General features: G+C 45.3%; 16 protein-coding genes. 6 read left to right on the plus strand and 10 right to left on the minus strand.

Annotated elements, in window-relative coordinates:
* The first annotated feature begins 199 nt into the window (after window positions 1-199).
* Window positions 200-661, plus strand: coding sequence for a COP23 domain-containing protein (locus tag PN499_RS14705; RefSeq protein ID WP_272032734.1), 462 nt, complete (start codon window positions 200-202; stop codon window positions 659-661).
* 256 nt (window positions 662-917) lie between these two features.
* Here PN499_RS14705 and ndhD1 read toward each other — a convergent pair whose 3' ends face one another.
* The 4 genes from ndhD1 to PN499_RS14725 all read right to left on the minus strand — a co-directional run bounded on the left by ndhD1 (window position 918) and on the right by PN499_RS14725 (window position 6,499).
* Window positions 918-2,501: a photosynthetic/respiratory NAD(P)H-quinone oxidoreductase subunit D1 gene (ndhD1, locus tag PN499_RS14710; protein WP_272032735.1), complete on the minus strand. Its 1,584-nt coding sequence runs from the start codon at window positions 2,499-2,501 to the stop codon at window positions 918-920.
* Between the two features lie 416 nt (window positions 2,502-2,917).
* Window positions 2,918-4,972: an NAD(P)H-quinone oxidoreductase subunit 5 gene (locus PN499_RS14715; RefSeq protein WP_272032736.1), complete on the minus strand. Its 2,055-nt coding sequence runs from the start codon at window positions 4,970-4,972 to the stop codon at window positions 2,918-2,920.
* 390 nt (window positions 4,973-5,362) lie between these two features.
* The gene (locus PN499_RS14720; RefSeq protein WP_272032737.1) at window positions 5,363-5,743 is read right to left on the minus strand and encodes a thioredoxin family protein; all 381 of its coding nucleotides are present in this window, start codon (window positions 5,741-5,743) and stop codon (window positions 5,363-5,365) included.
* 42 nt (window positions 5,744-5,785) lie between these two features.
* Window positions 5,786-6,499 (minus strand): NnrU family protein, encoded by a 714-nt coding sequence (locus tag PN499_RS14725; RefSeq protein WP_272032738.1) that lies wholly within the window; start codon window positions 6,497-6,499, stop codon window positions 5,786-5,788.
* Between the two features lie 241 nt (window positions 6,500-6,740).
* On the opposite strand from PN499_RS14725, the gene PN499_RS14730 reads away from it, so the two are divergent.
* The 3 genes from PN499_RS14730 to PN499_RS14740 all read left to right on the plus strand — a co-directional run bounded on the left by PN499_RS14730 (window position 6,741) and on the right by PN499_RS14740 (window position 10,440).
* Entirely contained in the window at window positions 6,741-7,745 is a 1,005-nt protein-coding gene (locus tag PN499_RS14730) for a LysR family transcriptional regulator (RefSeq protein ID WP_272032739.1), read from the plus strand.
* Window positions 7,746-8,418: 673 nt separating this feature from the next.
* The gene (locus PN499_RS14735; protein WP_272032740.1) at window positions 8,419-9,573 is read left to right on the plus strand and encodes an AbrB family transcriptional regulator; all 1,155 of its coding nucleotides are present in this window, start codon (window positions 8,419-8,421) and stop codon (window positions 9,571-9,573) included.
* Between the two features lie 429 nt (window positions 9,574-10,002).
* On the plus strand, window positions 10,003-10,440 hold the full coding sequence (locus tag PN499_RS14740; protein ID WP_272032741.1) for an RrF2 family transcriptional regulator: 438 nt from the start codon (window positions 10,003-10,005) through the stop codon (window positions 10,438-10,440).
* A 21-nt stretch (window positions 10,441-10,461) separates the two neighbouring features.
* On the opposite strand, the gene PN499_RS14745 is transcribed toward PN499_RS14740, so the two are convergent.
* The 3 genes from PN499_RS14745 to PN499_RS14755 form a co-directional block, all read right to left on the minus strand.
* Window positions 10,462-11,931, minus strand: a complete 1,470-nt coding sequence (locus PN499_RS14745; protein WP_272032742.1) for a nickel/cobalt transporter — start codon at window positions 11,929-11,931, stop codon at window positions 10,462-10,464.
* A gap of 32 nt (window positions 11,932-11,963) precedes the next feature.
* Window positions 11,964-13,370 (minus strand): tetratricopeptide repeat protein, encoded by a 1,407-nt coding sequence (locus tag PN499_RS14750; RefSeq protein WP_272032743.1) that lies wholly within the window; start codon window positions 13,368-13,370, stop codon window positions 11,964-11,966.
* Window positions 13,371-13,496: 126 nt separating this feature from the next.
* Window positions 13,497-14,708, minus strand: a complete 1,212-nt coding sequence (locus tag PN499_RS14755) for a DUF4331 domain-containing protein (protein ID WP_272032744.1) — start codon at window positions 14,706-14,708, stop codon at window positions 13,497-13,499.
* A 387-nt stretch (window positions 14,709-15,095) separates the two neighbouring features.
* Here PN499_RS14755 and PN499_RS14760 point away from each other — a divergent pair, with 387 nt between their 5' ends.
* Complete coding sequence (locus PN499_RS14760; RefSeq protein WP_272032745.1) at window positions 15,096-15,569, plus strand: DUF732 domain-containing protein; 474 nt, start codon at window positions 15,096-15,098, stop codon at window positions 15,567-15,569.
* A 101-nt stretch (window positions 15,570-15,670) separates the two neighbouring features.
* Here PN499_RS14760 and PN499_RS14765 read toward each other — a convergent pair whose 3' ends face one another.
* Together PN499_RS14765 and PN499_RS14770 are read right to left on the minus strand one after the other, a co-directional pair.
* Window positions 15,671-16,441 (minus strand): proteasome-type protease, encoded by a 771-nt coding sequence (locus tag PN499_RS14765; RefSeq protein WP_007356454.1) that lies wholly within the window; start codon window positions 16,439-16,441, stop codon window positions 15,671-15,673.
* Between the two features lie 87 nt (window positions 16,442-16,528).
* The gene (locus tag PN499_RS14770) at window positions 16,529-17,929 is read right to left on the minus strand and encodes a reverse transcriptase family protein (RefSeq protein WP_272032746.1); all 1,401 of its coding nucleotides are present in this window, start codon (window positions 17,927-17,929) and stop codon (window positions 16,529-16,531) included.
* Window positions 17,930-18,298: 369 nt separating this feature from the next.
* On the opposite strand from PN499_RS14770, the gene glmS reads away from it, so the two are divergent.
* Window positions 18,299-20,227, plus strand: coding sequence for a glutamine--fructose-6-phosphate transaminase (isomerizing) (glmS, locus tag PN499_RS14775; RefSeq protein WP_272032747.1), 1,929 nt, complete (start codon window positions 18,299-18,301; stop codon window positions 20,225-20,227).
* Window positions 20,228-20,489: 262 nt separating this feature from the next.
* Here glmS and ispG read toward each other — a convergent pair whose 3' ends face one another.
* On the minus strand, window positions 20,490-21,710 hold the full coding sequence (gene ispG / locus PN499_RS14780) for a (E)-4-hydroxy-3-methylbut-2-enyl-diphosphate synthase (RefSeq protein ID WP_272032748.1): 1,221 nt from the start codon (window positions 21,708-21,710) through the stop codon (window positions 20,490-20,492).
* Window positions 21,711-21,917 lie beyond the last annotated feature (207 nt).

Here is a 21,917-nt window from a genome sequence, read left to right on the forward strand (position 1 = left end):
ATGATGGGCGAACTTAAGGGAGTTAATTAATTATTACACCTCAACTGCTTAGTGCGTCAATACCTTTCCCGACAAGGTATACAAGATTTTACCCCATAAATTTTCAGCCATTTTACTAACTCCCTAATCTTCCCGACAACGATCTTGCTTAATTTTTTAAAGTAGTAGTAATCTTAACGGACAGCGCTTGTTACTATAAATGATTCAATACCTAAAATCAATTCTTACGGCCTCAGCCATTGTCTTCGTAAGTTCCGCTCTAGCAAGCAGTCCCGCTATCGGCCAAACCGCTACATTTTTCTGCGGTACTTCCAGTAGCAATCCAGCTACAATTGCTACCCAAGAAGGCAAGAATATTCCTGTTATCTTGTGGGTAGCTGATAACTATTTCTCGGAATCAGGAGAGGATGCTATCACCAGATGTACGCGAGTGTCAGGAATTTTAAATACTTACCGTCAGCAAGGAAACTGGAATAATATTATTACAACCACTAAATCTAAAAATGGAGAGTCGCTTATTTGTGCAGCTAATTCTCAAGATGGTTCCTGTAGATTATTGTATCAAGTTCCCAAAGGTTTAACTCCCGAACAAGCCCGACAAGAACTGATTAAAAGAGTTAATAATCCTAGTTTGAATGCAGCACCTATTCAGGTAAATTGATTGATTAATTGCAGGACTTACGCACCCAACCAAAGAAAACCAAAGAAACCGGGTTTTTTGACTAAAATACTTCGCCCGGACTCACAGATGCTCTCAAAAACCCGGTTTCTGAAACGACCTGTGTAAGTCCTAGATTGATTGAACGCATAAAAAAGTCCGCTTAAGCGGACTTTATTTATTTAGTAGCGATTTTAATCGCCAGATTTTTAACGTCAAGCCCCGGTTTTGGCGCTTCAATTACACCCAGAGGATGGGATTATTGGTGACTTTCAATCGCCGGAGCTCTCAAAGAAACAAATTTCTCACTCTTAGCTTTCGCCACCAAAGAAGGCACGGAATCTCGCAACCTTGCTGTCAACTGTACAGTAGTTGCGTCATAAACCTGAGTCAAAATCTTCGGATACAAACCAATCCCAATAATGGGAACCAACAGACAGGCAATAATAAACACCTCTCGCGGTTCCGCATCCACTAGAGCTTCGTGTTCCACCAACTCCTTATTCTCAGGCCCATACAAAATTTCGCGCAGCATAGATAGCAGATAAATCGGAGTCAAAATTACCCCAACCGCCGCTAAACATACCACAATCACTTTAAACGTAGGATTGTAAGCATCACTCGTGGCAAAGCCTACAAACACCATTAATTCTGCTACAAAACCGCTCATTCCCGGCAAAGCTAAAGATGCCATCGAGCAAGCAGTCCACATCGCAAAAACTTTCTTCATTTTCTTACCCACACCGCCCATTTCATCGAGCATCAGCGTGTGAGTGCGGTCGTAAGTACAACCCACTAAAAAGAACAAACTTGCCCCAATTAAACCGTGCGAAACCATTTGCAGCACCGCACCACTGATGCCCAACTCTGTAAACGAACCTAGACCAATCAATACAAACCCCATGTGGGAAATTGAAGAATAGGCAATTTTGCGTTTTAAGTTACGTTGAGCAAAGGAAGTAAGCGCTGCATAAATGATATTCACCACACCTAAAATTACCAACATTGGCGCAAACACAGCGTGAGCATCTGGCAGCATTCCGGCATTCATCCGAAACAAAGCATAGCCGCCCATTTTCAGCAGAATACCTGCTAGCAACATATGCGCTGGTGCTGTCGCTTCTCCGTGAGCATCAGGGAGCCAAGTATGGAGCGGGAAAATCGGTAACTTTACGCCATAAGCTATGAGGAAACCCCCGTATAACCATAACTGCAAAGTCAGTCCGATATCTTTATTTGCAATTGCCCGCATATCAAAGGTGACGGTATCGCCATAAAAGGCCATCGCCAATGCGGCAAGCAAAATAAACAGGGAGCCACCTGCCGTGTAGAGGATAAACTTAGTAGCAGCATAAAGCCGCTTCTTGCCGCCCCAAATTGATAAAATTAGGTAAACTGGTACTAATTCCAGTTCCCAAACTAAGAAAAACAACAGCATATCCTGCACGGCAAAAACTGCAATTTGTCCGCCGTACATTGCCAACATCAAGAAGTAGAAAAGCTTCGGCTTAAAAGTGACCGGCCAAGCAGCTAAAATTGCTAAAGTAGTAATAAAACCTGTCAGCAAAATCAGCGGCATTGACAAGCCATCAGCACCCACAGACCACCTTAAGTCTATTTGCGGAACCCAAGAGTAACTTTCCACCAATTGCAGTCCTGGGTTATTAATGTCATACCCAGTGTAGAAAGCACTGACAATCAGAGCAAAATCAATCAGTCCTACAATCAGCGCATACCACCGTACAGTCTTGCCGTCCTTATCTGGAATGATAGGAATGAACAGCGATGCGAAGATAGGAAACAGGATTACGGTTGTTAGCCAGGGAAAATTAGCTGTATCCATTGTGTTCTGAAATTAACTATTGCTTATCAGCTTGAGACAGCTTTTGGGCATTATAGCCTAAACTTTATACTTTATTTAGATTAAACTGATAATCAACACTCTACGATTGTGTAATAATTAATTCTACGAGCGGTGGAGCGAGCGCCCGAAACCTATCGCTATTGCCATCACCAATGAAAAATTATTAAGAGAATTTGAGAATTTTTAATTCTTTAGATAGTTGGATAACAAGGCGGGGTTCACCAACCTACATTGAGTTTATCTTAAACTTTTAATTAAGTTTTTAAGTTTAAGTTTTTAAGTTTTTAATTGAGTAGAGTTGGGTGAGCAAAGCGCCACCCAACCTACATTCTACTATTAGCTGTTTTGTTTTACTTAAAGGGAAATGGTAGTTACCCATTTCCCATTTCTTAATATCAACTCATCCCAGAAACAACCACAAAACCCAAAACTGCGACAAACACAATCAGGGCATAAAATTGAGCGCGACCGTTCTCAAAATACTTCAAAGCTTCGCCACTAATTAGCGTCACTAAACCAGTCAAATTGACTAGACCATCGACTACTTTAAAATCGACTTCCATGACTTGCCGAGCTAAGCGGCGGCTGCCTTTAACAAATAGGGCATCATTGATATCATCCAAGTACCACTTATTGAGGGAGAACTCGTAAAGTGGCTTGATTTTTTGGGCGATCGCACTGGGATCGATCTTCCGGCTCAAATACATCAGAGAAGCCAAAGTAATGCCGATTAAAGCAATACCAACGGAACTTCCCCCCATAATCAAGAATTCCGTCAAATCGAACTCATGGGCTGTTTCCAGCACTTCTCCGGGAGTATGAACAAACTCCTCAAAGTAATTGGCAAACGGCGTACCCACAAAACCAATCAGCATTGAAGGTATTGCCAATACCATCAATGGCCCCGCCATAGTTAGCGGTGACTCGTGAGGGGAATGGCTGTGTCCGTGTTCGTCGTGAGAATGCTCGTCCTTGGTATGATCCAATTCCTTGACGTGCATGGCACCGGGGCCGAAAGCCATAGCAGGCATCATTGGTTGCAGAAGTTGCTGCTTAATTGCCTGATTATTGCCTCGGAATTCGCCCTCAAAGGTGCTGAAATACATCCGAAACATATAAAAAGCGGTCATGCCTGCCGTAATCCAACCCACAATCCACAGAGCAGGATTAGCTTCAAAAGCCTTGCTGAGAATCTCATCCTTCGACCAGAAACCCGCAAAAGGCGGAATTCCACAGATGGCTAAATTGCCAATGAAGAAGCATCCAGCCGTAATTGGCATATACTTCCGCAATCCACCCATCATCCTCATATCTTGAGCGAGAACGGGGTTATGGCCGACCACTGCTTCCATGCCGTGAATCACTGAGCCAGAGCACAGGAACAGCATCGCCTTAAAATAAGCGTGGGTCATCAAGTGGAACAGGCCAGCGCTATAAGCGCCAACGCCCATCGCCATCACCATGTAGCCTAATTGGGAAATGGTAGAGTAGGCCAAGCCTTTTTTGATGTCGTTTTGGGTGATAGCGATCGTCGCACCCAGAAACGCCGTGAAGCAACCCGTGTAGGCGATGAGATTCATCACCGAGGGTACAGCTTCAAATACTGGATACATCCGAGCAATGAGGAAAACGCCGGCTGCTACCATCGTTGCGGCGTGGATCAGAGCAGAGATCGGCGTTGGGCCTTCCATTGCATCTGGAAGCCAAACGTGCAGGGGGAATTGAGCTGACTTTGCGGCGGGGCCTAAAAATACGAGGATGCCGAAGATAGTAGCGAGAGCAACGCTCAAGGTACCGGATTCGATCAGACTGTGGAGGCGATCGCCCATTACCTCAAAATCAAAACTACCAGTTGCCCAGTAAAGTCCTAGTATGCCCAAAAGTAGACCGAAGTCACCGACGCGGTTAACCACAAAAGCTTTTTGGCAAGCATCCGCCGCTGCTTTGCGATCGTACCAAAAACCCACCAGCAGGTACGAACACATACCCACCAGTTCCCAAAAAATATAAATCTGAACTATGTTCGGGCTGACTACCAGACCCAACATCGACGAGCTAAATATGCTCAGGTAAGCGTAAAAGCGCACGTAACCGTCATCGTGAGCCATATAGCCGTCGGTGTAGATCATCACCAACAAGGCAACTGTCGTCACGATCGCCAGCATCACCGCCGTCAAATGGTCGATGGTGTAGCCCATAGTCAGTTTGAAGTCACCAGCCGCAGCCCACTCAATGACGCGGGTATAGGGCGCATGACCATTAATTTGACTCCAAAGCAATGCAAAAGAGAGCACCATCGCCACCCCTAGCAGGGAGACGATCAACACGGCATTAGCTTGCCGGAGTTTATTGGTGGCTCCATTAAACGAAATCAGCCCTAAGCCGACTAGCATTGCGCCTGCCAGTGGCAGGACTGGAATCAGCCACGCATACTGATAAAGCTGTTCCATGACTGATACTTACTTTCTACTTTGTAATGAGGTTGCCGTAACTGTAAACAATTGTGACACACGACAGCCAGAGCTGAGCATAAATACTTCCTTAAACTGTATTCTATGCAACTCACAAGACTTACGCAGGGGTGGCTTGCGATCGCGAAACGAAGCGCCGTGAAGTTACTAAAAGAGGACTTACGCACCAACCAAAGAAACCGGGTTTTTTGACAAAAATACTTCATTGGCACCCACAGATTCTCTAAAAACCCGGTTTCTGGAGCCATGAGCGTAAGTCCTATAAAAAAGAACGCAGGTAAGGGCGGAGTTACAAAAAATATAGAAAAAGCCCGTTAGCGTTGGTCGAGCCTGCCATAGGCATAGCTTGCCTTAGACATCGCCTCCAATTTATGCCCCGCGAACGGCTGACTGTGGTTGCAGGATTTGGCTTTGAGGGCTGGGTTGATAACTCTGCATGAAAGCATCGAGAGTCCGTCGCAAATCCTCTCGCCCTTGGAATTGTTCAAAACGAAACAGCACTTTACCTCTGTCAAATAGGATCAGTGTGGGTAAAGTGCTGAGTTTATAAGTGCTTGCCAATTTCAAACTAGAGTCAGCATTAATTCCGACTAGCTTCACCTGACCAGCCCAGTCAGCTTCAAATTGCTTCAGCAGCGGGTCGATCAGGCGACAAACCCCACACCAGGGAGCCCAAAAATGGACGAGCACGGGAGTGTTGGATTCAAAAACTTCTTGTGTAAATGTCCGCTCGCTAACCGACAAAATCATGATCCCTCGTAATTTATTAACTTTTAATATTCTGGGATCATGCTACCAGGCTAAGCTACCTGTCGCACCAATTAATAAAGGATGAATTTTCCACAAAATTAAGGTAAAGATTGCTACGCCCAAGTACGCAGGGCGCAAAAACTCCCAAATGTCAAGGGTTTGGCGATTTTGAAGGATCGCCAAAAACGGAATTACTGAAGTGCGAGATGTTAAGGCTTCAAAAGATTCGCCGTAACGGGCTCGCATCCGCCTGTCGCCATGCCACACTGCAAACAGATGGTGCAGCACTAAGCCGATGGAGGTAAGGAGGGTGAAGCTAGTACCAATCCAGAGCGTGTGGGCGATACACCAAATCACCTGACCCACCATTTGGGGATGTCTGGTAATCCGGATAATGCCGGTTTCGTAGAGGTGAACTTGGGGCTTTTGGATCGCGGCGATTTCTAGTAGGTTGAAAGTAGCGGGGTAAAGGAATAAGAACGAAATCGCCGAAAGCGTCCAAACTAAAGGTTTAACTGCGGGTAAACCTTGTAACTGCCAGAGTTGCAAACCGTCGTAGCGATGGTTGAAGAAGTAAATAATCAAAACTGTTGCTAGAGGGATGCTAACTAAGGCAAATAAAACCCGGTAGAGTCTGGCACCGATTAGTTTTTCTCCTTTGGGGCGCAAAGCAGCTAACCCACTGTGGGCGATCGCAAAACCCAGTAACAGCCCCAGCATAATCAAATGGCTGGGAGTTAGCCAGTCGTGTGTCATTGTTGTCACTATTAAAGAAACTTATTGATTCTTAGCTCTCGTTGTGTCAGAAAGTATCTAAAAGAGCGGTTGTGGGGAATGGGGTATGCAGTATGGGGGTTGGATCGTCAGAATTGTCTGAAATTTCAAGTGTACGGGTATCCGCTACCTGTAGGCTGACCCAACAGACGTTCTGCTCAATTCCCCATCGACAGTTTCCCATTTCTCCTGCCAAATCCTCGCACGTTTCAGGTTAAGCAATATGTCTGACCTTCCTTTCACTTTAGATCAGTTACGAATTCTCAAAGCGATCGCCTCTGAAGGAAGCTTCAAGCGCGCCGCTGACAGTCTCTATGTGTCCCAGCCAGCAGTCAGTTTGCAGGTGCAGAACTTAGAGCGACAATTAGATGTCCCTCTATTTGACAGAGGTGGGCGACGAGCCCAACTTACGGAAGCGGGTCATCTCTTGCTCAGTTATGGCGAGAAAGTTTTATCGCTTTGTCAGGAAACTTGCCGAGCTATTGAGGATCTGCAAAATCTCCAAGGCGGTACTCTGATCGTGGGTGCATCTCAAACTACTGGGACTTATCTCCTCCCCCACATGATCGGGATGTTTCGCGAACAGTATCCGAATGTTGCGGTGCAATTGATCGTTCATTCCACTCGCCGCACTGCATGGAGTGTCGCTAATGGGCAAATTGACCTCGCGATCGTTGGTGGTGAAATTCCTTCTGAGCTCCAAGATTCTTTACAAATCATTCCTTACGCTGAAGATGAGCTAGCTCTGATTCTGCCCATCTCTCATCCTCTAGCGAAAACTGAAGCGATACCAAAAGAAGACCTTTATAAATTGCAGTTTATTTCCCTAGATTCTCAATCCACAATTCGCAAAGTTATTGACCAAGTGCTGACTCGTAGTGGCATCGATACTCGCCGTTTAAAAATTGAAATGGAACTCAATTCGATTGAAGCGATTAAAAATGCTGTCCAGTCAGGTTTGGGTGCTGCTTTTGTTTCCGTTTCAGCTATTGAAAAGGAGTTGCAGATGAAGGTACTTCATAAAAGCCAAGTCGAGCAAGTTGTAATCACTCGAATTTTGTCTTTGATTTACAATCCCAACCGCTACCGCTCGAAAGCGGCAGAGGCTTTCAGTAATGAAATTTTGCCCCAGTTTGCCTCTGAAGGCTTTACTAAGGAGAGAAAGGAACTTCCGCTCAAGGGATTAGATAATCTAGAGATACTGGCTCCCAATTCGTCGGGAAGTTAATCTAGATCTCAAGTTGCTAATGGTTAATCATTAGTGGTTAGTGGTTAGTGGGTGATGGCTAATTGCTAATTGCTAATAACTAATTGCTAATAACAAATGACCAAAATCCGGCTTTGGCGGCACAGAATATCTTCTGTTTGGTGTGTTTAGTGAAGGCAGCAAGCACGGTATGTTTCCCGATCGCAGGGCTAAGCTATTGTTTTGGAACCCAAACCCAAGACAACATTTTAGTTGATTGGCGCGTGATGACATTGCTATTGGGTATGATGCCAAGTTGGTGCTGCTGAAACCTAATGAAACCTTTGTCGTTTGTGCTGCCGAGTCGGAGCCGCAGGCAGGCTAAACTATGTCATTGTCCTGTGGCAAGATAGCCCTCAACTAAGTTGCACCGCCGTTAATATGATTTTAAGTACTTCTTTTTGGCTACCTTAAATTGCCTGGTAGCCATTAAAAATTAAAAATGAAGTATTAAAAACGCTCGATTTAATTTTTAATTTTTACCTTTTAATTTTTAATTTTAAGGCAAGGTTATACTTCAACTAATCAGAAACTACTATATTTTTTCTATCTTATTACAGAGCTAAACTTAAATTTGAAAGGCTATAATACATTTACTGCAATATTTCTTAACTTGACTTTAGTGACGCTATTAAAAATATTCAGGGATTCCGTAGTGCCAGACATTCTGGGGGAATCTCAATCCCAATCTGAGGGCGATCGCAACATCTTAGTTACTTGGCCTGCGACTCTGGTCTTCAACTGGCACAAAATTCAGAAAATCATTGAACAGTTATGTCTGGCAGTAGTCATGGGCTTTCTGTTTGACTGGTTCGATGTCCCTGTCGCCTGGTTGCTTGGCCCCCTGGTAGTTGGCATTGCCTATGCTTCTACTCAACACGGCCCCAAACCCTTTCCTTCTATTTTCATTACTGTTGGCAAGGCAATCATTGGTATCTCTTCGGCGGCCCGCTTTTCTCCTGAAACCGTTGCCTTGGGAAAAATCTACGCTTTGCCTCTGTTGGGGTGCATTCTAATTACAGCTAGTTTGAGTATGGTCAATGGTTATCTGTTGTCGCGGTGGACTCGAATCGATCGCACTACAAGTTTTTTAGGCTGTATTCCCGGTATTGCTTCTACTGTTGTGGCGCTGAGTGAAGAACTAGGGGCCGATAGTGTTTCGGTTGCTGTCCTTCAGTATATTCGCATGATACTTGTGGTCTTACTCGTTCCCTCAGTAGCGAACTTTTTCTCTCCGGTTATTGCAGGAAGCGAGACTTTGACATTGTTGCCAGTCGCAGCAAACTCTCATCCAGTACCCATGTTTGTTAATTTACTGGTATTGGCGGGATGCTGTAGTTTGGGAATTTTCGCAGGCGATCGGCTGAAGCTACCGACATCTGGATTTTTAGGAAGTTTCTTGCTTGGACTCGTCGTCTTCTGGGGGTTGCCTTACGAATTTCAGATACCGCGATCGCTATTTATTGGAGCACTCTTGCTGGTGGGACTATCCATAGGTTTGAAGTTTAATTGGCAAAATGTCCGTCTGATTGGGAAAGCTGTATTACTGGAAATCTTGCTTGTAATTGTACTGATGGTCTGCTGTCTTGCGATCGGATATGAGTTTCACATTATTACTCATGTCGATATAGTGACAGCAATTTTATGCTTTATGCCAGGAGGAATGGAAGCAATGATGGCAACAGTGACGCAGTTAGGTGGTGATACTGGATTAGTATTGGCTGCACAGATTGCTAGGCAGATGTTAATTATCGTAGCTATTAACCTGTTGAATTTGTTTTTGAATCCAGCAAAGCGTGCAGTAACTTGACACTCTTATAGCAGGAGGCAGGTGGCAGAAGCAGCAGCCATAAAACAAAGCCTATTTGTTCCCATTAATAAGAGCAAATAGTTTTTTTTGTTATATGGATAAACAAAAATAATAAGACTTAAGCTCATGGCTCTAGAAACCGGGTTTTTGAGAGCATCTGTTGGTAACAACGAAGTATTTTCGTAAAAAAACCCGGTTTCTTTGGCTGGGTGCGTAAGTCCTGAATAACTTACTTTTAATTTTTAATTTTTAATTTTTAATTTAATTTACTGGCGTTACACATACTTTTGCGTAAGTCCTGAGAGAGAAATGCTCTCCATAGTCATATCCCTTCTGCTTTCTGCCTTTTTGTTAAAAATAACACTATAAATCTATCGGCTAATCGTAGTATAATGGCTGAAACCGTTAATATTCGATAAAAATGCTGCTGTGGAATTATCTTCTAGAATCGAGTACGCGCTGCTAGCGCTTTTAGAATTGGCAAGCCGCCAACAGAAGGGATCGCCCTTGACAGTTAATGAGATAGCTGCGTGTCAAGCAATACCAGAGCGTTACCTTGACCAAATTTTGACCCACCTGCGGCGCAGCGGTATACTGATTAGCCAAAGGGGGGCTAAAGGAGGTTATTTACTAGCGAAAGAGCCTTGGCAAATCACCTTGCTGGAGGTTGTCGCCTCTGTAGAAGGTGGCCATAGCGCCAAAGAGGGAGACATCGCTGACTCTCAGACGCTAGAAAAAACTGTAGTGGTTGAAATTTGGCAGCGAGCGAAAAAATCAACTGAGTCAATTTTGGCGAGTTATACACTTCAGGATCTTTGCCAACAGCGGGATACTTACCAACAGAAAAATCCCATGTACTACATTTAAAAAGATCAATGGCATTAAATATCAAAATCTCACATCTAAAATCGTTACAAGTGCTTGCCCTGTCAAGCCTAGACCGAGTAGCATCACGCACAAAGCACTGACAGCAGGTAAGACTCTAACTATCCCCATTGTTTCCTGGCTCTGCTTAAAAATGTCCATTTTCTCAAAGATCCGCCGTGCGTAGACGAGTGTTAACCCGATCGCACTTAGCACTCCGGCGAGTCCCAAACTAAATGCCAATACCAGCGTCAGTCCCAAGCCCGCCTGACCCACAGCCGTAGCGCTCAACAGCATCACCAAGGCTGACGGACAGGGAAGCAACCCCCCAGAAATGCCCAGTGCAACTAGGCTCTGCCAAGTAACAGGGCCGTCAACTCCCGGTGGTAGATGATGGTGGTGATGTCCGTGACTGTGGGAGTGGTGATGTCCGTGACTGTGAGAGTGACCCGCACTCACCGTGCTATATTCTCTCTCCCAAGTCCCTCGGCTTAATAAATCTACCGTTGGCTTCCTCTGAGGAAGTATCTCCCGCAGTCGGTTACTGGACAAGTTCAGACCGATCGCCACTACCAGTAAACCTGATATTAGGCTCAGCCAGGGATAGAGCCCCTCTGGGGAAATCCACTTAGAAGCAAAAAAAGTCCCTGCACCCAGAGCAAACACACCCAAAGTATGAGTAATTGTCGTTGTCAGTGCCAATAACAAAGCGTGTTGAGGAGTGGCCCGGGAACCTACTAAATAAGCGCCAACGATAGTTTTTCCGTGCCCTGGCGATAAAGCGTGCATTGCTCCCCAGATAATAGAACCTGCGATCGCCAAAAGCCAACTCCAACCCCACAGCCGAAAAGTTCCCCCAACTGAGAACTCCCTATTTTTAGGAGTGAAAACAAAACTTGTTACTTGGTCAGCGTATAAAATCGTAGCTTGACAACTGGCGGTAGATACTCCCGGCAAAAACAGATTATAGTTAATCCGCAATTCACTCACAGGCTTAGGCCAGGTGTAATCTAAAACTAAAGTGCTGTGGGTACTAGGCTGTAGATTCAGGCCTGATGGTGTGCCTGCCAATTCTAAGGGTTTAACAGCAAGGCTGCCCTTCAAGCCAATATCATTGGTCATGCGGATGCGATCGCTCAAAAAACTCTGAAGTTGCGCTTCATGGGTGCGGACTTCCGCAGGTAGTAATGAACCGTCTCCATTATTATCCGCGAAAGCCACTAACCCAGTCGGAAAAGTCAGCGTCACTTGAGCTGACCCCTGATTGACAAGAATCTCAGCGACAGCTAAATCAGCCCAGTGAGAGTAGCTAGGAGTTGCCGTAGCTAACCAGAAGAATAGCGTTCCCAAGAGCGAAAATAGTAGGTGATAAACAAAACGACTTTGCGATCGAGGAATATTGAGAATAGTTTGTAACCTTATCCTTGAGAATTTTTGTCTTCCAGAACGTACTGCAATCCAACTTGAAAACTGGCTAATCTTCCTTGATAGCACTGCCGTATCCTCATATACATTCCGTTGCTCTATCAGTTGAAAATTTCCATATCCAAACCCAATGCTTCCCCAGTTACTGCATCTAGGGTAGAATCTACTTTAGTAGCTTTCCTAATATAAACCTCCGACTGGGTAAGATTTCCTAAAGCCTTCTCGATCGCCCCTACCCGGTAAAACATCGCCGCATCTCGAACACCCCAACGCAGTGCCTCAGCCATAACTTTTCGAGCTTCTTGCCATCGGCCAGAATTAGATAGCGCCCAAGCCAAAGTATCCAAAGTTTGAGCATCGCGCCGAATCTTTACTTCCTCCTGCATTAAAGCTAAAGCTTCCTCCACATCTGCTTTGCGCCCTCTCTCCAGCAACAGACGGGCGAGTTCCCGGCGATGCCCAAAACCGCCATTAACATTTTCCACAGCAGTTTCCTGACGCAGCAGCGCTTCGGCTTTGTCGTACCATTCCTTTGCCCCTTGAGCGTCCCCTTGTAAATTCCTCAGCCGAGCCCTACCGCGATCGACGATATGATCGAAAACTGTAGCTGCTCCCTGGGAATAAACGCTAACTTGACTGTAACGCTCTTCCGCCGCCCGGTACTGCTTTTGCCTTGTTTCCAGCTCAGCCAGATGTACCAAAGCTAAGGGATATCGGGGTACCAGCCGCAGAGCTTCCTCATAGAGAGCCTTTGCCTGAGCTAACTGCCCCCGGCGAGCGTAGAATCTGCCTAGATAAGTGCGAGTTTTGGCAGAACTACCAACCTCTCCAGGTTCCTCAGCGGCTAAAGCTTTCTGATAATCTTTGATAGCTTCTGCATCTCTTCCTTGAGCTTCGCGTACCATTGCCCGCAAAGTTAAAGAGCCTAAAGTGGGAATTCGGTTAACCAGAGCTTCGGCTGCTTTATTTGCCTCGTCTACTTTGCCGAGCGCTAAATTTGATGTTACTTTAATTGCGATCGCATCATCCCCGGTAGCTTGCTGCGCTCGCTGTAGCGCTGTGACAAAATCGTGCCGAGCTTCGGCAACGCGAGCTAGCACGATGACGGCAGTATCATTGTTAAATGGCAACTCACTTAGCGATCGCTCAGCCGCCTGTTCCGCCATTAAATACCAACTTCCGGTTCCTGTAGCGCCAGCCATTTTTAAATAAGCCAGTGCCAGCGAAGCTCTATCTAAGCTACTTTGGGGAGCCAGGGCGATTTTTTTTTGATAAAAAGCAATCTCTTGCTGTAAAGCCTGTTTTGGACTGAGAGCGCCCTTTAAAGTTTGTGGAAAGTGGTAGTGATAAGCCGGGTTAAGTCCCGATGGGATTTGTTCTGATACGCTCCCTTTCCAAAAACGCAGGTTTGGTGACAAGTTAGTGGCCCCAATAGTGACAATAGGCAGTCCAATTAACAGCACTAACCATAAAATGTCATTTATTTGTTGCCTTTTGTCTGTTTTCATTGTCAATAAGGAATTTTGCAAAATCGAAAATATGAGGACTTAGGCATAATTGTTTGTAACGCCGCCTCTGGGCGGTAAAGATACCGCCAGGATGGCGACGTTACGTAAAACGTGCGTAAGTCCTATCTAATTCGGTTGAGCCAAGTAAGGGAAGTTAGACTCTAACGCCTTGTGTCCCTGAGCTGGGTTTCCAGGCGTTCCCTCATAGGAAATGTTATCACCCACAGCAGCTCCTACCAAAGCCGAAAGGGTAATGTCTATCACATCATCTGTGAGTTTCCGACCCCCAATTAGGCTCCCTTGAGCATTAGTGGCGCTAGCGTAGCCGCTCTGCTTGGTCGTGTCAATCCGCATCACGTCGGGAAGAAAGGCTGTAGCAATCGCATTAGCATCAACTGTTCCTCCGCCCAATCGACCAACTGCTTTAATAGTGGCGAGTGCTTCTTGACGCACGGGAGCCGCCGCAGCGCTTAAGTCCAGTCTGGGGGGAATGCTGTTAAAGGCTTCCAGATAAGCTGGACTGACTATCAAACCTTCGTTGATCGCAGGTCGCGCTAGTCGCTCAAATTGTTTAAAATTACCAGCAGCATCTTTAACTGAAATCGTTGTCCAAACATCAAAGGTATTTGCTGCGGTTCCTCCCTGCAAGAAGGCTTTGGGAACTCGCACGGCGATCGCATTGACGTTGTAACCTTTGGTAAAGTCAATCGCTTGGTCTGCTTGGCGAAAACCTACGCTGGGCCCGCTGCCCAAAACTCCCGCACGGACTCGGAAAAATTGCTCGACATCAAAGAAAAATGGGTCTTCGCGCAAACCAGCAAATACGGTAAGATTGGAACCACCCAAAGAGACTGTATTGGCGATCGTGTTATTATTCAGCGGTGTTGTAACGATTGGGCCGCCACCAGTTGTTGTCGTAGCAGTTGTGGTTGCGCCATTCCGAACTGCCGTAATTGTCACAGCTTGAAGGCCTCTTTCATTAGGCGGACTAAAGGCAAACCGTAGGATGACATCTCCTTGACCTGTCGGCGTAGCATTCACATCTCCCACTTGGGTGACATGGAATTGGTAAAGGGCATTCGGGCTAAAATAATATTGATAGCGGGCTAGAGAGCGAGGGTTGGAATTCATAATAAAAACTAAATCCCCTTCGGCTCCACCAGAATTTTGGTCTTGCTCCCGGAATACATACAGGTCAGTTAAATTTACAGCGCGACCTTTGGTATCCACTTCACCATCGTCATGGTCTGATGCTCCGATCGTTGCTGGAGTTAGCATGGCGAGTAAAGCCACTTCGAGTACGAGTAGCGATCGCCACACTGTATTTTTTAGCTTCATTGTCATTACCTTACTATTTGTTATTAAAAGTTGGGCGCAACTAACTCAAATAAGGGATAAAGGGCTTCCTGACTGAGCCAACCGCACCCCAATTAGCGTTAGTTTAAATTGTTTGAAGTTGTGGCGCAACCTCAAACTCTACACTGCTGTCTCACTATCTACAGTAGTTGAGAAAATAGTTTTGAGTCGGACAATCTCTTTACACTTGAGCTTGAGTGACAGTTTACCACAGCGGTGTGACATCTAATCTGACAAAATTCTCACAAGACATTAAATTTTATTAATATAGCTAAGAAAAGATAATTTTTATCCTGATTTATGGTATGATATATCGACTTAATATCTAGTTTGATTGGCGATCTAAAGTTCATTGAAGAGTATGGTGTTATGCTGAGTTACTTGCGTTTGATTGGTACTTTAGGAATTATTTTGATTCAATTTCTGCCTTACAGCCACAATGCTACTAATGCTCAGGAGTATGAAGGGTGCTTTATGGTTAATAATGCTGGAGAAGTTGTTTACTTAAACGATTTTTGTAAATCTGAGAGTCAAGCCGCTATCACAAGTGACGATGAGAAATTTATTGAAAATTACAAGCGTTTAGCAAAGCGATATTCTCCAGCAACAACGGATTATTTGTTACAAGGAATTGGGACATCTCCTGCAAATAAGATTGCGATTGCCAAAAAGATTTGTGCTGATGCAAGGGCTGGGATTTCCATAGCGGAAGGAAAGTTGAATGCAATTAACGAAGCTCAAAAGATGGAAAATCCCACTGTTAGAGAGGCGTTTCTTGCGGATATGGATTTAATAAGTACCCTTGCTCCTAGCTACTATTGTCCTGATATAAGTAATATCTAAACGGGGTAATGGCTAATTGGTAATTGGTAATTGGTAATTGGGAAAAATTCTCCCCATCTCCCCCATCTTCCCCTAGCCCCTTCTTCTATAACTGCTATAAATCAATCAATAATAATATCTTCCGACGGCTCTTTCTCTAAATTGTGCCGCCAGTTGATATCAGGAATGCGGTCAAAAGCTTCTCTTAGAGAAACCTCCCACATCTTGCGAATCTCCGCCAAATAAGGATCTCCCAGACGCAATAACAACCGATTCCGAACAACTAAGCTATCGGTTTCATACATTACCAAATTAATCGGTGGCCCTACAGAAATATTCGATTTCATCGTAGAATCAATGGATAGCAGAGCACATTTAGCTGCCCCTTCCAATGGAGTTTCAAAACTAAGAGCGCGATCTAAAATAGGTTTGCCATACTTAGCCTCTCCAATTTGCAGGAAAGGAGTTTCTGAAGTGGCTTGAATACAGTTACCTTGGCTGTAAATCATAAACAATTCCGGTTCTTGACCTTTAATTTGTCCTCCCAAAAGTAGACTGCATTTAGCATCAATGCCGTCTTTTTTTAGCCAAGCTTGGTCAAGTTCAACCATAGAACGGATTTTCCCTCCAATATAGCGGGCAACTTCGTATAAGGAAGGAAGAGTATGGAGATTCATATCGGCTGCGACTTTAATATCTTTATTCAGTCCACTAATTACCCCTTGAGTCATGGATAGGTTGCCTGAAGTACAGACTAAGATTACCCGTTCTCCCGGACAGGAAAAGTCAAATAATTTTTGGTAAGTTGAGATATAATCGACTCCTGCATTAGTGCGGGAGTCCGCAGCCATCACCATTCCATAGCGGGTAATAATACCAAGGCAATAAGTCATATCGATTTTAGATTTTGATTTTACATTGTGGGATATTTTCTTTTCCCGTTTCCTATTCTCTCATTTAATTGAATTAGTATTTCATCTTTACCTCAATTTTTCTTTAATTTGTTTAACCTGTTTTTGAAATTCCCTACCTTTTTCAGGATCGACCATTGCCACAAAGTTAGCAAAACCTTGAATTGAGGCAATGACATCGGAAGAATTACCCCAGCGTTTACCTTCGGGGCCATCTTTTTCTATTTGATATAAGGTAGCACGAAAGCGTTTTAGCTCTTTTTTAGCAATACTGGGGCGGTCATTAACTACAATGCCGGTAACTTCTTGTTGTCGATTCTTTCGCAGGATTCTAGTTTTTTGTTGATTAATAGTAAATCCCTCATGTGCTACAATCGATTCTGTGCGTTTAAGAATGTTACAAATATAGCGAAGGCTATCACCTGAAGCTGAAAATGTTAGGTCATCGGCGTAGCGGGTGTAAACAAATCCCAAGTCTTCAGCCATTGTAGTCAGGCGGTTATCGAGACGGCGACATAGTAGATTTGTAATGGCTGGACTGGCGGGCGAACCTTGAGGTAAGTGGCGTTCTGTTAATGCTACAAAGTATGTTTTGCCGTCTAGTTCTACTTGTTCAATTTCTGGTTCTGTACACAGCAAACCAAAAATTGTAGCGGCGGCTTCTGCATAGCCGAAGGATTGAAAAAGTCCTTTGACTCGCTTATAAGAAATTGATGGGAAAAAGTCTTTGAGGTCGAAGTTGATAATAACTTCTGCTTTGACATGAGGTAAGGCGTTTGTAACGATTGAATGGTGGGGACGAAAGCCGTGAGCTGCTGTGTGCAGTTCCATTTTTTCTAGTATATTAGCAAGAATCCAATGCTGTGCTTTTTTAAGGCGCGGCATGGGTGCAGAAATGAGGCGATCGCCTCCTGTTTTCTTAGGGATTTTGAAGCGGATATAGTGGGAGATTGTAGAAGTTTTGCGCGAAAAAGCTAGAAAGCGTAATTCTCCGATGTTAATGTTGATGGCGGCGGCAATTTGTTCGGCGGTATTGCAAATGGGTAATCCATAGCTTTGTAAGCGTTCGATCTCGGCGTTAAAGTTATTTAATCCGCCGGAGATACCATCGCCAAGATAGAGGATTTCTTGCTGTTTTCGCTGTTGCCAATTCTCAGCTTTTTGTTGTCTTTCTCTTTCCCGGCGTTCTTTTGTTTCCTGCTGCTTTCGCCGCGATTCTGCTAACCGTTGCTGAAGTGCTTGTTTGCGGAGTGTCTTTTCATTTTGGAGTTGACGACTTTGCTGCTGGAGTTCATTAAGTTCTCGCCTAATTTCTCCTTCACGACGAATTTCATCGGCGGGATCTTGGGGAATTTCGCCTTGGGCGGGCCAAAATCCATAGCGGATCATTTCTTCCAGAATGAATTCTTCTCTACCAATTTCTCGGATGCGATCGTATAATTCCTGGCGGGTGCGGGGTTGGTCTGTCATAAGAAGGCAGGAGGCAGAGGGCAGGAGGTAGGAGGCGGAAGACAGAGGCAGGAGGCAGAGGGTAGGAGGTAGAGGGAAGAATGTTTATAAACCCAGCTTTTTAGTTCTTCTTAATAAGAAGTTTTACCACTCAAGGGCAACTGCATACCTATTGTCACCGGTAAATCCAATATAGCCCAGAACAACCAGGCGCTTACAAGTGCGATCGCGCGATCGCACTTGTAAGCCCCGGAAAATCATTATTTCTACGGGGTTTACTTTTAGGGGGATAATTCACTACAGTAAAAGTTCAGTCTAAAATCAATTGACGGTTTCCCTACACGCCTTGTAGGTTGGATTATGATGCCCTCAGCAGGAGTTTTACCTTAAATGTGCGGAATCGTTGGCTATATCGGCACCCAAGCAGCAAGTGAAATTTTACTGGCGGGGTTGGAAAAACTGGAATACCGGGGCTACGATTCGGCTGGCCTCGCTACGATCTGGGAAGGACAAATTAATTGCGTGCGTGCGAAGGGTAAACTGCATAATCTGCGGGAAAAGTTAGCTGGGGCGGAAACTCCAGCCGCGATTGGCATTGGGCACACTCGCTGGGCGACTCACGGGAAGCCAGAGGAGTATAACGCCCACCCGCATCTGGATAGCGATCGCCAGGTGGCAGTAGTCCAGAATGGGATTGTAGAAAATTATTGGGAGTTACGGGAAGATCTCAAGGCTAAGGGACATAAGTTTATCTCGGAGACGGATACTGAGGTCATCCCGAATTTAATTGCTGAGTTGATGGCAGAAGGCAGGAGGCAGGAGGCAGAGGGGGAGACGGGGAGTGCTGATTCCTTAGAATTGCGCGATTCAGAGGCTTTTTTAGAGGCGGTGTTAGCGGCGGTGAATCAATTGCAGGGGGCGTTTGCGATCGCAGTTCTTTGCGCTGACTATCCCGATGAGTTAATTGTAGCGAGACAGCACGCTCCTCTAGTCATTGGCTTTGGTTCTGGAGAATTTTTCTGTGCTTCTGATACGCCCGCATTGGTAGCGCACACCCGCGCCGTACTATCTTTGGAAAATGGGGAATTGGCGAGGTTAACGCCGATGGGTGTTGAAGTTTATAACTTTGCTGGTGAGAAGCTGAAAAAAAGCCCTCGGATATTGGGATGGAACCCGATTCTGGTTGAAAAACAGGGCTTTAAGCACTTCATGCACAAGGAAATTTACGAACAGCCTACAGTTGTGCGCGATTGTTTGGAAGCTTACGCCGATAGCGAGTGGATGGGAAATGGGCGATCGCCAATTAATCTAGGTTTACCAGTAGAATTATGCGCTGATTTAGAACATATTTCTATTTTAGCTTGCGGCACTTCTTGGCACGCTTCTCTAGTAGGAAAATATCTTTTAGAACAGTTAGCAAATATTCCCACAACGGTGCAATATGCTTCTGAATATCGCTATGCACCGGCACCATTGATGGCAAATACTCTGACAATTGGTGTTACTCAGTCTGGCGAAACTGCCGATACGCTGGCAGCTTTGGGCATGGAAGAACAGCGCCGTGCTGGTTTTACTGACAAATTTCGAGCTAGAATGCTGGGTATTACTAATCGGCCGGAAAGCTCTCTAGGTCATACAATTCCGCATATTATTAATACTCATGCTGGAATGGAAATAGGCGTTGCCGCTACTAAGACTTTTGTAGGTCAATTGATGGCATTTTATTGCTTGGCTTTAGATTTGGCTTATCAGCGGCAAACTATCACCGAAAGTAGATTGAAAGAAATCATGGCAGGTTTGCGACAGTTACCGATCGCAATGGAGAGGTTTTTAGAGATTCAGGAAAGGCAGATTGAGGAACTTTCCCACGAGTTCAATGAAACGCGCGATTTTATCTTTTTAGGGCGAGGAATTAATTTTCCTATTGCTTTGGAAGGGGCTTTGAAGTTGAAGGAAATTAGTTATATTCATGCTGAGGGTTATCCAGCAGGGGAGATGAAACACGGGCCGATTGCCTTATTGGATGCTAAAGTGCCGGTGGTGGCGATCGCTATGCCTGGTAGTGTTTATGAAAAGGTGCTTTCTAATGCCCAGGAAGCTAAGGCGCGAGATGCCCGTTTAATTGGGGTAATGCCGAAGGAACTTTTGACTGGGGGCGATGTTTTTAACGATGTTTTGCCTGTACCGATGGTGGATGAGTTACTGTCGCCAATTTTGACAGTAATTCCCTTGCAATTGCTGGCTTATCACATTGCGGCGCGGCGGGGTTTGGATGTGGATCAACCGAGGAATTTGGCGAAGTCTGTGACTGTGGAGTAGGGGGTTGGTGTGGTGTGCATTGGTGTCAACTGCCATCTGAAAGCCCGCTAGGGACTTAAGTCTCTGGCTAATAAATTAAGTCCTCTGAAGAGGACTAACTAAATTTAAAAGTTTTCTTAGTCCTCTTCAGAGGACTCGATCTTTGAGACAGGGGTTTTAACCCCTGTCGGACTAGACGAAAGAAGGATAAAGTTGTACACTAGCCCCAAAGTCCTATTAAATATTTCTTTTCCCTAGCCCCTAGCCCCTAGCTATTCCTTACCTACGGATCTACCCAACGGTCATCTGATTTAATCAAATTAATCAACTCTTCTACACCTCGATCTTCAGGCACTCGCTTAATCTCTTCCCGACCGCGATATAGAGAAATATAACCCGCCTGTTTCCCCACATAACCATAATCAGCATCGGCCATTTCCCCCGGCCCATTGACAATACAGCCCATTACTGCGATATCCAAACCTGTGAGATGTTTAGTAGCTTCTCTCACTTTGTGCAGAACTTCTTCCAAATTAAACAATGTGCGACCGCAGGAAGGGCAAGCCACATATTCTACCATTGTTTTCCGCAATCCCAAGGCTTGCAGAATGCTGTAACAAACAGGAATTTCTTTCTCCGGGGCCTCCGTAAGTGAGACGCGAATCGTGTCGCCAATGCCATCAGCTAACAATGTAGCAATACCAGCGGTGGACTTAATCCGACCGTATTCGCCATCGCCAGCTTCTGTAACGCCTAAATGTAGAGGATAATCCATGCCGTGCTCGTCCATCCTGCGGGCCATCAACCGATAGGCAGCCAACATTACAGGTACTCGCGAGGCTTTCATAGAAATTACGATATTGCGAAAATCCAAGGATTCGCAAATTTTGATAAATTCTAAGGCGGATTCTACCATCCCTTCAGGCGTATCGCCATAAGTAAACAGCATCCGTTCGGCGAGGGAACCGTGATTAACCCCGATTCGCATCGCTTTGCCTTGATCGCGGAGGGAAACTACCAAAGGCTCTAAGGTTTCGCGGATTTTTGCGCCAATTTCTTCAAATTCGTCTGGGGTGTACTCGCTTCTATCAGCTTTCGGCTTTTCAAATACATATAGTCCCGGATTAATTCTCACTTTGTCTACGTGCTTGGCCACTTCTAGAGCAATTTTCATGCCATTGTGGTGGACATCGGCTACGAGAGGTACTACTTGGTAGGTTGCGTGCAGTTTTTGCTTAATTTCGGCTAAGGCTTTGGCGTGGGCCATGCTGGGAACGGTGACGCGGACGATTTCGCAGCCAATCTCGTGGAGGCGGCGGATTCCGGCTACTGAACCGTCGATATCGAGGGTATCTTCGTTAATCATCGACTGAACGACGATGGGGTAGCCACCGCCGATGGTGACGCTACCGACTTTGACCGGCCGGGTTTTGCGGCGGTGGATGGTGGTGTCAAAGGTGGGTTGGCTTGATGCGGGTTTGGTTGGGTTGGGTAAGGTTTGCATGGTATGCAGGGTAGATTTTTGTAGCGAAAATCTCTGATTTGTGTCTCCTGCTTTTTAGAGTGCCATAGAAGGGGGCCGTTTGGACGCAGGGATGGGAAGAAACAGAGGTAAGATTGCGTTTTAGGACTTACGCAGGTCGTCCCAGAAACCGGGTTTTTGAGAGAATCTGTGGGTAAGGGCGAAATATTTTCGTAAAAAAACCCGGTT

Source organism: Kamptonema animale CS-326 (genome assembly GCF_028330895.1).
Lineage (GTDB): Bacteria > Cyanobacteriota > Cyanobacteriia > Cyanobacteriales > Microcoleaceae > Kamptonema > Kamptonema formosum.

Excerpts from the sequence above, each read along its gene's own strand:
- glmS (WP_272032747.1), top strand. The coding sequence starts at position 18,299 with ATGTGCGGAATCGTTGGCTATATCGGCACCCAAGCAGCAAGTGAAATT.
- ndhD1 (WP_272032735.1), bottom strand. The coding sequence starts at position 2,501 with ATGGATACAGCTAATTTTCCCTGGCTAACAACCGTAATCCTGTTTCCT.
- PN499_RS14760 (WP_272032745.1), top strand. The coding sequence starts at position 15,096 with ATGCTGAGTTACTTGCGTTTGATTGGTACTTTAGGAATTATTTTGATT.
- PN499_RS14715 (WP_272032736.1), bottom strand. The coding sequence starts at position 4,972 with ATGGAACAGCTTTATCAGTATGCGTGGCTGATTCCAGTCCTGCCACTG.
- PN499_RS14755 (WP_272032744.1), bottom strand. The coding sequence starts at position 14,708 with ATGAAGCTAAAAAATACAGTGTGGCGATCGCTACTCGTACTCGAAGTG.
- PN499_RS14725 (WP_272032738.1), bottom strand. The coding sequence starts at position 6,499 with ATGACACACGACTGGCTAACTCCCAGCCATTTGATTATGCTGGGGCTG.
- PN499_RS14770 (WP_272032746.1), bottom strand. The coding sequence starts at position 17,929 with ATGACAGACCAACCCCGCACCCGCCAGGAATTATACGATCGCATCCGA.
- PN499_RS14720 (WP_272032737.1), bottom strand. The coding sequence starts at position 5,743 with ATGATTTTGTCGGTTAGCGAGCGGACATTTACACAAGAAGTTTTTGAA.
- ispG (WP_272032748.1), bottom strand. The coding sequence starts at position 21,710 with ATGCAAACCTTACCCAACCCAACCAAACCCGCATCAAGCCAACCCACC.
- PN499_RS14750 (WP_272032743.1), bottom strand. The coding sequence starts at position 13,370 with ATGAAAACAGACAAAAGGCAACAAATAAATGACATTTTATGGTTAGTG.
- PN499_RS14730 (WP_272032739.1), top strand. The coding sequence starts at position 6,741 with ATGTCTGACCTTCCTTTCACTTTAGATCAGTTACGAATTCTCAAAGCG.
- PN499_RS14765 (WP_007356454.1), bottom strand. The coding sequence starts at position 16,441 with ATGACTTATTGCCTTGGTATTATTACCCGCTATGGAATGGTGATGGCT.
- PN499_RS14705 (WP_272032734.1), top strand. The coding sequence starts at position 200 with ATGATTCAATACCTAAAATCAATTCTTACGGCCTCAGCCATTGTCTTC.